Annotated in this window: 12 protein-coding genes; 8 read left to right on the forward strand and 4 right to left on the reverse strand. The window is 40.6% G+C overall.

Going from position 1 to position 12,919, the window contains the following annotated elements:
• Positions 1-4: 4 nt before the first annotated feature.
• The gene (locus AC4E92_RS07195) at positions 5-454 is read right to left on the reverse strand and encodes a tripartite tricarboxylate transporter TctB family protein (RefSeq protein WP_490239919.1); all 450 of its coding nucleotides are present in this window, start codon (positions 452-454) and stop codon (positions 5-7) included.
• Positions 455-498: 44 nt separating this feature from the next.
• Positions 499-1,467 (reverse strand): tripartite tricarboxylate transporter substrate binding protein, encoded by a 969-nt coding sequence (locus tag AC4E92_RS07200; protein ID WP_490239920.1) that lies wholly within the window; start codon positions 1,465-1,467, stop codon positions 499-501.
• A 357-nt stretch (positions 1,468-1,824) separates the two neighbouring features.
• On the opposite strand from AC4E92_RS07200, the gene AC4E92_RS07205 reads away from it, so the two are divergent.
• Genes AC4E92_RS07205 through amrB form a run of 8 tightly spaced genes read left to right on the forward strand, consistent with a single transcriptional unit; the run spans position 1,825 to position 10,295 of the window.
• Positions 1,825-3,018, forward strand: coding sequence for a type II secretion system F family protein (locus AC4E92_RS07205; protein WP_490239921.1), 1,194 nt, complete (start codon positions 1,825-1,827; stop codon positions 3,016-3,018).
• A gap of 6 nt (positions 3,019-3,024) precedes the next feature.
• Positions 3,025-3,426, forward strand: a complete 402-nt coding sequence (locus AC4E92_RS07210; RefSeq protein WP_490239922.1) for a hypothetical protein — start codon at positions 3,025-3,027, stop codon at positions 3,424-3,426.
• A gap of 4 nt (positions 3,427-3,430) precedes the next feature.
• Positions 3,431-4,417 carry a hypothetical protein gene (locus tag AC4E92_RS07215; protein WP_490239923.1) on the forward strand — a complete coding sequence of 329 codons (987 nt, stop codon included), beginning with the start codon at positions 3,431-3,433 and terminating at the stop codon, positions 4,415-4,417.
• Positions 4,389-4,967, forward strand: a complete 579-nt coding sequence (locus AC4E92_RS07220; RefSeq protein ID WP_490239924.1) for a hypothetical protein — start codon at positions 4,389-4,391, stop codon at positions 4,965-4,967. The genes AC4E92_RS07215 and AC4E92_RS07220 overlap by 29 nt, the downstream gene beginning before the upstream one ends.
• Positions 4,968-4,969: 2 nt before the next feature.
• Positions 4,970-5,434 (forward strand): hypothetical protein, encoded by a 465-nt coding sequence (locus AC4E92_RS07225; RefSeq protein ID WP_490239925.1) that lies wholly within the window; start codon positions 4,970-4,972, stop codon positions 5,432-5,434.
• Positions 5,431-5,901 carry a hypothetical protein gene (locus AC4E92_RS07230; RefSeq protein ID WP_490239926.1) on the forward strand — a complete coding sequence of 157 codons (471 nt, stop codon included), beginning with the start codon at positions 5,431-5,433 and terminating at the stop codon, positions 5,899-5,901. Before AC4E92_RS07225 ends, AC4E92_RS07230 begins: the two co-directional genes overlap by 4 nt.
• 12 nt (positions 5,902-5,913) lie before the next feature.
• Complete coding sequence (locus AC4E92_RS07235; protein WP_490239927.1) at positions 5,914-9,459, forward strand: type II secretion system protein GspD; 3,546 nt, start codon at positions 5,914-5,916, stop codon at positions 9,457-9,459.
• Complete coding sequence (amrB, locus tag AC4E92_RS07240) at positions 9,456-10,295, forward strand: AmmeMemoRadiSam system protein B (protein ID WP_490239928.1); 840 nt, start codon at positions 9,456-9,458, stop codon at positions 10,293-10,295. Before AC4E92_RS07235 ends, amrB begins: the two co-directional genes overlap by 4 nt.
• On the opposite strand, the gene murJ is transcribed toward amrB, so the two are convergent.
• Positions 10,276-11,718, reverse strand: a complete 1,443-nt coding sequence (murJ, locus tag AC4E92_RS07245) for a murein biosynthesis integral membrane protein MurJ (protein WP_490239929.1) — start codon at positions 11,716-11,718, stop codon at positions 10,276-10,278. The two genes, amrB and murJ, sit on opposite strands and share 20 nt — an antisense overlap.
• 3 nt (positions 11,719-11,721) lie before the next feature.
• Positions 11,722-12,915, reverse strand: a complete 1,194-nt coding sequence (locus AC4E92_RS07250; RefSeq protein WP_490239930.1) for a pyridoxal phosphate-dependent aminotransferase — start codon at positions 12,913-12,915, stop codon at positions 11,722-11,724.
• Positions 12,916-12,919: the final 4 nt, after the last annotated feature.

Consider the following 12,919-nt stretch of genomic DNA (forward strand, 5'->3'; position numbering starts at 1 on the left):
CCTCTCAAAAAGAAAAATGAGGCAGAGGAACTTTAAAGATTTCCGAAAAAATGTAATATACAAGAAAAGTCGTGCCGATACTTACAACAATATTCAGAAAAAACCTCTTCATACCAAAAATATATGCCGCACTGAAGACAAAAAATGGAGTAAGCCATAAAAAACCTATCACGTCAAGTAGCAGAACATAAACAGCAAACAAAACAATCAACGCAATGAATTTTTTCACAAAATCAGGATCAATTCTCCCATCAGAAACTTTCTGTTTTGTAAAAAGGCTTTTGATTATCAAAGCAACACCACAAATCATCATAGCAATAGTTATGAGTCTTGGAAAATCAGCAGGACTGAGACCTCTTTTCACAGGTTTTATTCCAATTGTACTCAGGAAGAAAATCAATCCTGTGAGTGTTACTGCTGAGCCAGAAATTAAATCAGACTTCTTAACTGCCATGAGTTATCCTCCGACAATCTCCGCCCCGAAGGGCGGAGAAAGATTCATTTACCATATTTTTCACCGAGTTTCTTTGTTTTCATGAGATTTTCCCAGAACTGATTCTGCTGTCTGACGAAATTCTGGAAAGTTGCAGAGTCCATGTAAAATAAAACACTACCAAGCTCTTTTGCCTTCGAAACGAACTCCGGATCATCCATGCATTTTTTGAAGATATCATGCAGTGCTTTAATTGTTTCAAGCGGAGTTCCTCTCTGTACAGCAACGCCGCGCCACATACCTAATCTGAAATCGTAACCCTGTTCGAGGGCAGTTGGTGCATCTGGGAAGACGCTCAATCTCGTTGGTCCCATAACGGCAAGAACTCTCAATTGTCCACTCTGGACATTTGTCACTCCCTCTGGAGCGGCAGCCATCACACAATCAACGTGTCCTCCTACAAGCGCCGTGACAGCCGGTCCTCCACCATTGTAAGGAACATGCACAAATTTAACACCGACAAAATCTTCAAAAGCAACTGCAACAAGGTGGTTACCACCGCCAGCACCACCATTGCCCATGGTAATTGTCTCGGGATCTTTGCGTGCAGCTTCGATCAAATCACTGAGTGTTTTATACGGTGAATCTGCCCTTACCAGTATGTAACTTGGGTCGTTGACGATGTTAATAACCGGCACAAAATCATCAACGGTGAATTTAACCTCGCTCCAGTGAATCTTGGTTATAATTGGTGTCGCCAAAGAAAGCAGTGTGTAACCGTCTGGTTTTGCGTTTAAGAACTCCATCGTTCCTGTTACCGCACCAGCACCCGGTACATTGTTGATGACAAGTGGTTGACCGTTGGCGTATTTTGGAAAAACCGTTGCTATTGCCCTGAAAAGTACATCAGTTGCCCCACCGGCTGACCACGGGACAATGATAGTCACAGGTTTTGTGGGAAAATCCGCTGATACTACCATGACAGGGATAAACGCAACAACTAATAAGGCAAGCAAAATCATCCTACTTCTCATATACTACACCTCCCCCTTAAAAATAATTTTTTCTTTACACCAACTATTTTACTATCTGTAAAAGAATTTTATCCAACCAATGTTTCACGTATGCAACCTTGGTATTGTTTATATTACAATAATATTACTTAAAAGCAACAAAACTATTACTCCGTAACCTGTGCAAGATCTCAGTCGAATTTACAAAAATGTAGTTTCCACAGAATTTTTTCTGAGTAGAGTCTTCCGGTTTGAATGAAAAATCACACAAATTGAATGATATAAACTATAATATATTCACCATCAACCCTGAACAGTATTTGTAAAGAATTTTATGTTTTACAAAGTGGTATACTATATGACAAAGAAGGTGGCTGCATGGCTTTTTATAAATACACCGCCGTCGATAAAACCGGCAAGAGAGTAAAGGGTGTTTTAGAAGCCGATAGTGAATCTCAAGTCATAGATTTGCTGAAAAAAAGGCAGTATGCTGTTTTAAAAGTCGAACGTGCAAGCTCAAGGAAAGAACATGTGTTCTTCGGTATATCACTTGCCGAACTTGTGATCTTCTCAAGACAGCTTTCAACAATGGTCGGTGCTGGTGTGAGAATAAAAGATGCACTGGCAATACTTTCAAACCAGATGGTTTTCTCAGGTAGATTTCGAAAAATCATCACACACCTTGTTATCTCACTGGAAACCGGTTCGACTTTCTCTGAGGCTTTGAGGAATGAGAAAGTCTTTGATTCGATTTTCATAAACCTGGTTTCTGCGGGCGAAGAAGGTGGAGTTTTAGACAAATCACTCGAAAAAGCAGCTGATTTTTATGAATCTTCTAAACGTTTACAGGATGAAGTTAAATCAGCCATGGCTTATCCAATATTCGTCCTGATATTCGCAATAGGTGTGATATTTATAATATCCTTTTATATACTGCCAAGATTGATCAGTGCCTTTGGAACCATTCCGACTTCAGGTATCATAAACTTTCTCATCAAAACCAACAGGTTTTTGAGCACCCACTGGCTTGGCTCAATAATAACGGTTGCTCTTGTAGCTGTGGGATTGACGATTTTTATGAGGACAAGGTTTTCAGCTTATGTGAAAGAATTCCTTTCAAATCTATTTCCGCCAGCCGCTAAATTGCGAAAGATGATGGGTATTGAGCGCTTTTGCAGAGTGCTCTCCGTGCTAACAGGCAGCGGTGTTTTACTGACAAAAGCCGTTGAGATGGCTGCCGCGGCTTCAAACAGTCCACGAATCATAAATAAAAGCAAGCAGGTGAGCGAGAGAGTCAAAGAAGGTGCCAGTTTGAGACAGGCAATGATAGAAGCGGGAATCTTTCCTCAAATTGTCTATGAACTGGTAGGCACGGGAGAAGAAACGGGAAAACTCGAGGAAGTGCTCGCAAAGGTCGCTGATTTCTATGAGGATCAGTTAAGGGTTGGTGTGAAGAAACTGGTGTCTTTGATCGAACCGATGCTGATCGCCGGAGTTGGCGGATTCATAGCCTTTATGGCTTTCACGATGTACAGCACCATCTTTCAATTGCAGCAGACAATTGGAAGGTGAGCGCATTTGTTAATAGAAACGCTCATCAAAATCATCGTGGTTCTTGGTTTCATATGCTCTATGCTTTACAGTCTTTTCTGGATAGACAAGATAAAAAATGAAGTTCAACCTTATTACATCAAATGTACCGTTTTCAAAGCTTTAGAATGGGTGGACGGTGAGATACCAGGAGCAGTAACAGTTGGACAACATGAAAAAGGTGTTAGAATCAGAGCAGTTCCAATCAAGAGTGAAAGACAGGCAAAATCACTTTCAATTCAAATAGACAGCCGTGTATCAGTAAAGGGAAAAGACAATCTGGCTATAGAACTTTCACCAAACGGTGTTCTGAGAGCAGGAACTGTTGAAGCATCTGACTGGACAATCACATTTCCACCTGTTGTGGCAAAGATAAATGTAAAGAGGTGATTGAATGCAAATATTCCACAAAATGATCACAGCGATAGATATAACAAGCCGCTATGTGGCGGTTGCAAGAGGCAGAAAATCCAGGGGTATTTTGTCCTTAATACAGAGCTTTTACAAAGATCTCAAAAAAGATGAAAATCCATCTGAAGTACTCACAGAATTTGCTAAAAAGATCAAACCTGATGTCGAAGACATCGTTACTGTGAATTTTCCAAATGAAAGTCTACTTTTCTACACCATAGACATACCACCAGCCCTTGCACCGAAAGAAGATAGAGATTATGCTCGAACTGAAGTTTCAAGATTGTTGAATCTACCAGCTAATGAAATTACTGTGGAAACGATCAGAAACACATTGAACAAGATGCTCGTTGTGGTTTCAAGAAATAAAGACATAAATGAAACTGTTTCCACAGTCGCTCAGGCAGGTTTTACGGAGCCAGATGTCGTCTTACCCGACCTATTTAAATATCTCCAGATACTCCAACTGCCTACCAATTCCACATCTGTTCTATTGCTTTTCACCCCTGAGTACGGTGCGGTTGTGATATTCATATCAAAAGTTCCTGTGGCAGTCAGAAGTTTTGCATACTCAACGTGGGAAGTGACAGATATCATCTTGGAAGAAACCGGTATTACACAGGAAGATATCTACAAAAAGGCGGATGTATTGAACGAATCAAATATTTCATCTCTAGCAAATTCATTATTGGCAGATCTACCTTACACTGTGGAGCGCGAGATAATATTTCTATTGAACACCGTGTTGTCCGACACATCTATAAGAGAAGTGTCTAATTTCTATGTTCTGTGCGATCCACCGGCATTGGCTGAATTTTACGTGAGAGCTTTTAACCAGTTTGAATCCTTCCAGGGTAAGGTTGAAACTGCCAAGTTTTCTGTAAAATTTGATCAGGTGGGAATCGGTGTACTTGGGCTTCTTGTGAGGGGTGGTGCTGAGTTTGGAAAAAATAAACTTGTACAGGCGTAAAAGGCAGATACTGAAATTTTCGTCCTTTCTCGTATTATTGATAGCGCTCCTTGCTCCGGTTTTTGCGGTCAGATTCACCAGCGAATTTTACAAAAAATCCGTGATAGATTCTCTCAAATCACAGCACAGCTATGTACTGCAAAAGTACAAAATCGAGTTGAGTGTACCTGAAATAAAAAACCAACTGAACAATGTGATCACTCAAAATCAAAATCTCTACACTTTGAGCAGAAAACTGCAGGACAGAATAGACTTACTTGAAACCCACATGGTAAAATATTCCAACAGCAGCAGCCACATAAAGGAAGTATTGAGCCTGTGGAACAAGGATCAAAAAGACTGGATGATGCTTTCACAGATGGTCTTTGACGGGCAGTTTTTGCTCACAATCTACGAACTGTACCAACCAAGCTTACAGCCAACAGCTGAGAAACTTTCCCAGAAGTTGATTGACCTTGGTTACAAAGTTGACAGATTGGTGGAATACAACACTTCGATGAGCTTTTTGTCAATGCAGCTTATGAAAATCACTGTTCAGGGCAGGCGATGATCATGCCGCGCAGATTTTCAATTTTACTGACTGTTTTAATTTTCGTGGTCTTTGCCGCCTATTTTGATATCTACGACTACTTTAGATTCAGCAGTCTTTCCAAAAAGATCGATGCCGAACTTGTCAGGCTACTTGAATACGATAAAAATGTCACGGCGAAAAAAGATTACATTGACCAGCTTGAGAAAACGATAGAACCGAAGATAAAATTAAACCAGATCAAAAACCTTGCAAGCAAACTTGGATTGAATTTCACAACAGATAAAGACGGAACGTACATCATACAGGGAGAAAGTTCATCTGAGGATTTTTCAGATATACTTTACATGATCCTGAATTCAGCAAATGTGAGCATAAAATCGCTGACAGTTACGAACAATCTCAAAGTTCCAGTAGAGATCTCTGGTATTACAGGCAAAGGTTCTGTGAATTTCAAAATCGTTTTTACGGGTGTGATGGTTGAATGAACAGAAGAATCGTTTTTCTATTGATCTTACTGGCTGGTGTGTGGAGCGGAGCCATCTATTTTCTGTTTTTCTATGCAAAGACGCCAAAACCTGTCAGTGTCGTTCAGACCAGTCAGCAAATCCCACCGCTCAGAAGAAGGTTAGGACCAGAAGATTTGAAAAACATATCGCAAAAATTTCAGCAAAACGTGCAAAAGATAAACCCGCTTGAACCTTATTCGCTGAAGTTCGATAAAGAAAAACTGAACGCCGATATGCTTTCATTGATTGAAACCCTTCCTGGTTATAAATTTTCAGGTTATGCAAAAGGCGAGAACGACAGGTTCATCCTTTTGAGTAGCGGCGGTCAGGTTTTCAAAAAATGCCTGGACGATATTCTGGATGGAAGGTATCTGATTCTGCATGTAACGAGTTTTGCCGTTGCAGTTTTAGATCTGCAAACCGGAAATCTGTTAACAATAAGGTGAGGGGGGACATATATGAAAAAAACCCTTGTGCTGGTTTTTGTACTATTGATAACCATTCTGTATGGAGCGCAGATTACCAGTATCAGTCCGATCTTTCAAGATGGACAGGTAACCTTTCGCATCGACACAGATGTGAACCTTTCCAAGGACAATGTTTTTGTCGAGAAAAACGCCGCAGGTTCACTTGTTTCGATTCACCTTAAAAATGTGAATCTATCAAGCTCTCCTTTCTTCTTACCTGTTGCCTACGGACCCGTTGATTCATTGAGGGCTATTGGTACCTACCAGGGTTCACTGGTTCTATTTCAACTATTGATACCAAAAGAACCATTGATCGAATTTGATGGAAAAACTCTGAAAGTGACTTTTAAAGGTTCTGAGAAACATATAGATCTTGCTTTAACCGAAGGAAGCAATCTTGAAACCGCCGTGAAATTTCTGGCAGAAGAGCTCAATTTGAACGTTGTTCTGTCAGACACGGTGAAAGCGGCTAAACTGGCTCTGAAACTTTCGAACATAACACCGGAAGAGGCTCTGAGAAACATATTACTGACCATCAGAGTGGGCACAGAGCCGATGGCTTACAGCTACATGCCAGATGGTACACTGCACATAGGAACGAAAAAAGAGATCTCCCAGAGATTTGCTCAGTTCTGGGGTATATACGAAGCCAGCGAAGACATCGTTCAGAAGATAGAAAAAATCCTTTCTCCAACAACCGTCATGACTTACCTGCCAAACAAAGCACTGCTGTTCATTTACGGAGATATTTACGAACAAGAACTGATTTCTAAGATACTTTCTGTTACACCACCTTCTGTCACAAGAGAAATCACCGTATCTGCACCAGTAGAAGATGTTTCAAAACTGCTCAATTCACTGAAGAACGTTTACACCTTCCAGTTCAATCTCCTTGAAGGACTTGATAAATTCATAATCACCGGTGACTCCAAGACAGTTCAGACCGTCGTGAATTACGTATCACAACTGGAAGAAAGATTTAGAAAATCACAGACAGAAACATCTTCAGTTGAGCAGACAAAAACACAACCACAGGTGCAATCAAAACAGATCAAGGTGATATATCCAAAGGAAGCTTGCGATGTTCTTAAGGCAATTGGAATCGATGCTGTGCAATTACCATTTGGTGTACTGGAGCTCAAAGGATCACAGATTCAATTAGAAATCGCACAGGGTGTGCTGAATGACCTTGGTTTTACAGGAACGGCAGAGGTTGAACTTCTGGATATTCCAAAGCAAATACAGCAAAAGGTCTTATCAGCACTCAGTGTGGTCTTTGATGTACCTTCATCGCGGTTTGTCGATTTGCAGGAAGGTCTGTTTGTCATAGCTCCATCAGAGATCAGAAAAGGTATTAAAAATATCGCCTCTGAACTAACCCGATTTTATTACACTCTCAGGCAGTCTGAAGTTTTCTTCTTGAATGATGAGCAGACAGCAGCGCAGATATCACAGATACTGAATCAAATATATGGAATAGAGAGCGTCACAGTTCAAAACATCCTCAAAATCACCGGATCCGAGGAAGATCTGAACAAAGCCAGAACCTTTCTCAGAACATTTGTCAAAGATAGATTTATAAGAACTGTAAATGTCTCATTCAGCGATGAAACTTACAACGAAGTCAAGACACTCATAGAAAAAACACTTGATGTCAAAGTCGAAGCCAATCTAAAATCCCTTGGAGTTGTTCTAATCAGCTCCTATAACCAGGACGATCTGCAAAAAGCCGTAGAGGAATTGCAGAAGATTTATTCGTCAATCACACCTGTCGCTGCTCAAAAAATAGTAAAAATCGTACCACTGGTTGAAAAATTCAATTTTGAGGATGCAAAATTATCACTCTCAAAACTGTACGAAGTAGATCTTGAAAAAACAGATCTGTTTTACATAATGACGGGTGAGGAAGAAAAGATACAAGAAGCTGAAAAGTTCCTGGAAAGGATTAGAAATTACTTGCACAAGGAAGAAACCTACACCATAGTCCAGGTCCCAGAAGGCTTCGAAGCAAAAGATATATCAGATATATTGAGCAAATTAACACAAATCAACATTTACACGGCAAATCGGATGATGATATTGCACGGTGAAAAACAAGCAATAGAAAAAGCACAGGATTTTCTGAATCAAATTCAAGTTGTCGTGTCCAAGATAAAACCAGAAGAACCAAAAACAGAGTCGATTGTGAGAATCCTTGAATATAGAGAAGATATACCTGATGATGAATTCAAAAGTTTCTTACAATCCATTAATAACAACACGAAATTCGATGCGTTTCCAAAACTTGGTGTAGTTGTCTTCTCTGGTACATCCTTAGATGTACAAAAGGCAGTCGAAGAGTACGAAAAATTCTCTGAAAAAATCAAGCAAAAAGCCGAAGCACAAAAAGTGGAAAGTCAGCCGATCCAAATAAAAAGAAATCCAGATGAAACCGTTTCGATCAAATGCGATAACAAACCATTGAAAGAACTGATATCAAAAGTGGTGGAAGAATTGGGAGTATCATTTGTTTTTGTAAACACACCGGATGAAAATGTGACAATGAACATCTCATCTATAAACTGGGAAGATTTTAAGAAGTTCATTGAAGAACAGTATGGATATTCTTTCATTGAAACCAAGGATATCACAGCACTTGTCAAACCAAAGCCTGTTGCGGACACAACCCCACAGCAAAAATTTGTATACACACTGCCGCACAACCTTGACAGAGTTAAATCTTTGGTTGAATTCTACGGTGGAAAAGTATACGTGGACGATTTGAAAAATCTCATCGTAATAACCGGGTTGAGCAAAGAAAATATTCAGCAGATAGAGAGCCTGATGCAGGATATCTCAAAACCAATGAAGCAGGTTGAAATTGAAGCAAGGTTAGTGGACAGGTCTTTGATAGACAGTTTGGAAAGATCTTTCTCGTTCAGCATATCTTTACCGGGTATTGTGAATCCCGAGATAAGTCTCAGCGATTCAGAGCTGAATATCACAACAAGTGTGATAAATATGTTTGACTACCAGAGATTATTATCTTTTCTCAAGGATGCTTCTGTGACTGTTTCTTCAAAAATAAATGATTCGAATAATTTGAACAATATTCTGGCAAGTCCAAGAATCGTAACAAGCAGTGGTAAAGAAGCAAGAATATTAATAGGAGACAGAATACCATATCAAACAGTCGATCAAAATGGCAATGTCTCGGTGAATTTCTTAGATACAGGTATAGAGCTTAAAATAACTCCATACGTACAAAACGATGGAACTATTGAACTCAATGTGTTCACCAAAGTCAGCAAGGCGACCTACTATCCGAACATAAGTATACCCGGTGAAAGCACGCGCGAAGCACAAACACAGGTAACCATCAAAAACGGTGACACGCTGGTGATTGGTGGTCTGATCAGAGAAACAAATGAACAAACTGATTCAAAGATACCCGTTCTTGGAGACTTACCTTTCATCGGACAGCTTTTCAGAACCAAAACTGAACAAAAAGACAAGCGCGAGCTGATAATTTTCATCACAGCTAAGGTGATAGAATGAAAAGACCTGCTGTGGTAGCCGGCAGCTTTTATCCAGATTCGATTGACAGGTTGAAATCCACCATCGAAGAATGTTTTCTGTCGCCGATTGGTCCTGGATATATTCCAGAAAAGATCGATAAATTGCTCGAACAGAATCTGGCAGTGATTGTGCCGCATGCAGGTTATGTTTACAGCGGACCTGTTGCGGCACATGCCTATGCTCAAATCGCCAGATCTGGAAAACCAGAACTCGTGGTTCTAATTGGTCCTAACCACACCGGATTTGGCTCACAGGTGAGTGTCTGGAATCAGGGTGAATGGCTCACTCCATTTGGATCCTTGCAGGTACACGAACAAGCCGCAGAGATATTTCTTCAAAACTGCGATGAAGCTGCTGCCGACTGGCAGTCACATATGTACGAACATTCGCTTGAAGTTCAACTGCCTTTTTTGCAGTATCTATTCGGTGAATTCAAGATATTGCCTATTTGCGTTTCCCCGGTTTTTATAAACACCTGCCAGAAGATAGCATCTGCTCTTGATGAGATCGCAAAAAAATATTCATCGGTTCTGTTTGTTTTTTCGACAGATCTCAACCACTATGAAAATGATCAAATAACAAATCAAAAAGATCAATGGGTGATAGAGAAAATAAGTCAAAAAGATCCTGTGGGACTTTACACCGTGGTTGCAAAACAGAAAGTGACAATGTGCGGTCTTTCATCGATTGCAGCTTTGCTCTTTATGAAATATTTTGGCAGACCAAAACTGCTGAAACACGCAACAAGCGGTGATGTTACAAAAGACAGAACACAGGTAGTTGGGTACGCCAGTTTCATCTGCGAACGAGCCTGAAAAGTTCAGAAAGTTCAGAAAATTTGAGTAATTTGCATATCAACATATAAATCAGCATACCAAACAGGACAAGAAAAATAGTGTAAAGTCTCGATGTACTGAAAAAAGACAAAATCAGTACACCTGTGGTCATGACGGCTGATGCACCAAATACTTTTGCAATATAAACCCAATCAAACCTTGGTTTGACCTTGTAAATCAGATAGAGCATTCCACAAAAACCCGCGATAGATGTTGCCGCAGCAATTCCAGCCACTTTGAATGTGAGTCCGAGTGCGAAATCCAAAATACCATTTACTGTGAAAGAGATAACCGTCGCTTTGAACGGCGTTTTCATATCCTTCTTTGCATGGCAGGCTCTTGAAAGAACAGCCATGATCGAGTAAAGCGGTAATCCCATTGAATAATAAAACAAAACCACACTTGTTCTAATGGTATCCTGATGAGTGAAGGCACCATGCTGGTAAACAAGAACGATTAATCTTTCGCTCAAAGCCATTAAACCAGCCATCGATGGCACAGTCAGGAACAACGATAGCTTCACCGAGTCAAAAAGGTGCTTTTCAAAACTCTGAGCTTCATTCACCATCATGGGCAGAACCACCGTTGCCATAGCAACGCCGAACACACCAAATGGCAATTGATAGAATCTATTGGCATACTGCATGGCTGAAACATTACCCGGTCCAAGCAAAGAAGCGACATTCACATCAATCAGAACGTTGAACTCCGAAACTGTCATAGCCAAAAGAGCCGGAAAAAACAGTTTCAAAAACTCCTGAATACCTTCAAAACCTACCTTGTATTTGAACCCGACTTTTTTTGAGCCGGGTATCAAACAAATAAACATGAAAAGTCCACCAAGCGTAAAACCCAGAGTTGGACCAACCGTTCTGACCCTGAAGATATCCGCAAATAATGTCCCTGTGATCACACCTATATTCATCAAAGTTGGTGAAAGTGCCGGAACAAAAAAGATGTTGTGAGAATTCTGGATGGCGTACAGAACAGCCCACAAAAAGATGAAAACCACAAACGGCATACTTATTCTCGAAAGTGATGCTGAAAGAATCTTGGTCTGTTCATCGGCACCACTGGACAGCACCATCGGTACGATCTGTGGGAAGATCTCGATTAAAATCGTCAGCGAAACTGTCACAATCCCAAGCGTTGTGATAACAGAGGAAGCAAATTCATTGCTTTTGTTTTTCTCGTTGTACAGAGGTACAAATGCCGAAGTCATTGCACCTTCGGCAAAAGCCCGGCGAAGCAGGAATGGAAAGGAAATGGCAATCACATAGGCATCGAATTCCACACCTGCACCGAATTTATGTGCAAGCAACATATCCCGAATTAATCCGCTCACCCGGGAGATCATAGTTGCTATGGCAAACAAAAAGCCATATCTGAGCATCTGTGTCATTTTCTATCTCTTTTCTGAATACGCTTTTAGACCTAAAGCCAGAATTTTCACAGCATCACGAAGTTTTTCCTGATCAAGTACGTACGCGATTCTGATCTCATTCAAACCCGCATTTGGAGTTACATAAAAACCATCCAGCGGAGCCACCATGGTTGTTTTGCCTTCTACTTCAAAATCAGACAGCATGAATTTGACAAATTCCTCAGAATTGTCCACGGGAAGTTTCACGGAAACATAAAAAGCTCCATGTGGCTTTTTGAAAACCGCTCCTTCTATTTTTTTCAGCTCTTCATAAACTGCATCTCTTCTTTTTCTGTATTCTTCTCTGATCGCTTCGGTGTAATCGTCGTTGAGCTTCAAAAGCCCGATCGTTGCATACTGCGAAGTCATGGAAGGGCACAATCTTGCCTGAGCAAATTTCAGTGCGGCTTGATAGTATTCTCTGTTTTTGGTCAAAAAGGTACCTATTCTTGCTCCACATGCGCTGTATCTTTTGGAAATGCTGTCCACAACAATGGTTTTATCGATGATCCTGTCAAAGGTCATCATAGATATTGCTTTGTAGCCATCAAAGGTGAATTCTCTGTAGACTTCATCGGAGATCACACAAAGGTTTTTCTCAAGAGCCACATCCGCAATTATCTGAAGCTGGTGTTCATCATAAACAGCTCCTGTCGGATTGCACGGGTTAGAAAAAATTATGGCTTTTGTTCTGGGACCTATCTTTTCAAGAAAGGCTTCTTTTCTGGGTACAGAGTAGCCATCTTCCGGATATGTCCTGACTGGAACCAGTTTTATTCCAAGCTGTGCTGCAAAACCAGCATAATTGGCATAGAAAGGTTCCAAAACCAGTATCTCATCATCCGGGTCTGCAACAACAGCCATGGCAAACAGTACGGCTTCGCTTCCTCCATTTGTCACGATGATCTGGGAAGAAGACACATGCACGTCGAATTTTTTATAGTACTCTGTGAAGGCTTCACGAAGCTCCAAAAGCCCTGCGGAATGAGTGTAAGCAACGACCTTTGGTTTGTACATCTCTGCATATTCAAAATAGACAGCGGGAGTTGGAATATCAGGTTGTCCGATGTTCAGATAATAAATCTTTTTACCTTTTTTAGCAGCTTCTTCTGCAAATGGTATTAATCTTCTTATGGGACTTGCAGGAGCCTGCTGTGCCCTGTTAGAGATATTCATCATG

Origin of the sequence: Pseudothermotoga sp. (genome assembly GCF_031962025.1) — a bacterium.
Classification (GTDB): Bacteria; Thermotogota; Thermotogae; order Thermotogales; family DSM-5069; genus Pseudothermotoga_B.

What these genes read in the sequence shown, in the direction of transcription:
- AC4E92_RS07195 (WP_490239919.1), bottom strand. Translation starts at nt 454, where the DNA reads ATGGCAGTTAAGAAGTCTGATTTAATTTCTGGCTCAGCAGTAACACTC.
- AC4E92_RS07200 (WP_490239920.1), bottom strand. Translation starts at nt 1,467, where the DNA reads ATGAGAAGTAGGATGATTTTGCTTGCCTTATTAGTTGTTGCGTTTATC.
- AC4E92_RS07205 (WP_490239921.1), top strand. Translation starts at nt 1,825, where the DNA reads ATGGCTTTTTATAAATACACCGCCGTCGATAAAACCGGCAAGAGAGTA.
- AC4E92_RS07215 (WP_490239923.1), top strand. Translation starts at nt 3,431, where the DNA reads ATGCAAATATTCCACAAAATGATCACAGCGATAGATATAACAAGCCGC.
- AC4E92_RS07225 (WP_490239925.1), top strand. Translation starts at nt 4,970, where the DNA reads ATGCCGCGCAGATTTTCAATTTTACTGACTGTTTTAATTTTCGTGGTC.
- AC4E92_RS07230 (WP_490239926.1), top strand. Translation starts at nt 5,431, where the DNA reads ATGAACAGAAGAATCGTTTTTCTATTGATCTTACTGGCTGGTGTGTGG.
- AC4E92_RS07235 (WP_490239927.1), top strand. Translation starts at nt 5,914, where the DNA reads ATGAAAAAAACCCTTGTGCTGGTTTTTGTACTATTGATAACCATTCTG.
- amrB (WP_490239928.1), top strand. Translation starts at nt 9,456, where the DNA reads ATGAAAAGACCTGCTGTGGTAGCCGGCAGCTTTTATCCAGATTCGATT.
- murJ (WP_490239929.1), bottom strand. Translation starts at nt 11,718, where the DNA reads ATGACACAGATGCTCAGATATGGCTTTTTGTTTGCCATAGCAACTATG.
- AC4E92_RS07250 (WP_490239930.1), bottom strand. Translation starts at nt 12,915, where the DNA reads ATGAATATCTCTAACAGGGCACAGCAGGCTCCTGCAAGTCCCATAAGA.